This is a genomic window from Nocardioides zeae, from assembly GCF_010686755.1.
Lineage (GTDB): Bacteria > Actinomycetota > Actinomycetes > Propionibacteriales > Nocardioidaceae > Nocardioides > Nocardioides zeae.
On the sequence record NZ_JAAGXA010000030.1, the window covers coordinates 1 to 1,432 of the forward strand.

A 1,432-nucleotide genomic window follows, 5' to 3' on the forward strand; every position below is an offset into this window, starting at 1 on the left:
GGCTCTTGTGACTGATCCGTGGGTGGTTGAGCGCGTCTGGGAGTGAGGACACGCCGTTCCTGCCTAGGTTCTGGACTTGCGAAGGAACAGGACCGAAGAGCAAGGAACGGCGTGCAATCAGCGACTCTATGGCGGCGGCTCCTCGGGGTCGAGAAGACGGTTGTCGAAGACGTCGTCTTCGAGGAAGAGGTTCACGGCGCGGGCAGGTTGATCGTCCGTGTGCGGCCGATGAGCACCATCGCGGGGCGATGCGGTCAGTGCGGGCGCCGCTGCAGCTGGTACGACCGCGGCGAAGGTCGACGCCGCTGGCGTGCGCTGGACTTCGGTGAGGTGATGGTCTTCCTCGAGGCCGACGCCCCGCGCGTCCGCTGCCGCGAGGACGGTGTCGTGGTCGCCAAGGTCCCCTGGGCTCGTCACGGCGCCGGCCACACCCACGCCTTCGACCAGCAGGTCGCCTGGTTGGCCACCCAGTGCTCCAAGACCGCGATCACGCAGTTGATGAGGATCGCGTGGCGTACCGTCGGCGCGATCATCACTCGGGTCTGGGACGACACCGCAAGCGGGGTCGACTTCCTCGCTGGCCTGCGGCGCATCGGTATCGATGAGATCTCCTACAAGCGCAACCACAAGTACCTGACCGTGGTGGTCGACCACGACACCGGCCGCCTGGTCTGGGCAGGCGTCGGCAAGGACAAGGCGACACTGCGTGGGTTCTTCGATGCCCTGGGCACCGAGCGCAGCAACCGGATCACCCACGTCTCAGCCGACGGGGCACGATGGATCGCTGCCGTGGTCGCCGAACGCTGCCCCAACGCGGTCCGATGCGCCGACCCGTTCCATGTCGTGAAGTGGGCAAGCGAGGCCCTCGACGAGGTCCGACGCCAAGTGTGGAACGCCGCCCGAGCCGATACCGCCACACTGCGGGCCCGGCGAGCAGCAGGCAGGGAGAACCACTCGATCGGTCACGCGAAAGCGTTGAAGGACTCGCGATTCGCGCTGTGGAAGAACCCGGAGAACCTCACCACCCGACAGCAGGTGAAACTGGCCTGGATCGCGAAGACCGAGCCCCGCCTGCACCGCGCCTACCTCCTCAAAGAGGGACTACGGCTGGTGTTCCAACTCCCCCTCGACGAAGCCGCCGAAGCGCTCGACCGGTGGATCGGATGGGCCCGACGCTGCCGGATCGAACGATTCGTGAAACTCCAACGCACCGTGGTCGAACACCGAACAGCGATCCTGGCCGCTATCGAGCACAACCTGTCCAACGGACTCATCGAGTCGGTCAACACCAAGATCCGGCTCATCACCAGAACCGCCTTCGGCTTCCGCTCACCCCACGCACTCATCGCCCTCGCCATGCTCAACCTCGCAGGACACCGCCCCACCCTCCCCGGCCGCCGATAACCCACGGATCAGTCACAAGAGCCCGAAA

Annotated in this window: 1 protein-coding gene; it reads left to right on the plus strand. The window is 65.9% G+C overall.

Translation table 11 applies throughout. The annotated features are described in order from the left end of the window. Window positions 1-111 precede the first annotated feature (111 nt). A complete protein-coding gene (locus G3T38_RS20815) occupies window positions 112-1,404 on the plus strand; it encodes an ISL3 family transposase (protein WP_163774833.1) in 1,293 nt (430 codons plus the stop codon). Window positions 1,405-1,432 lie beyond the last annotated feature (28 nt).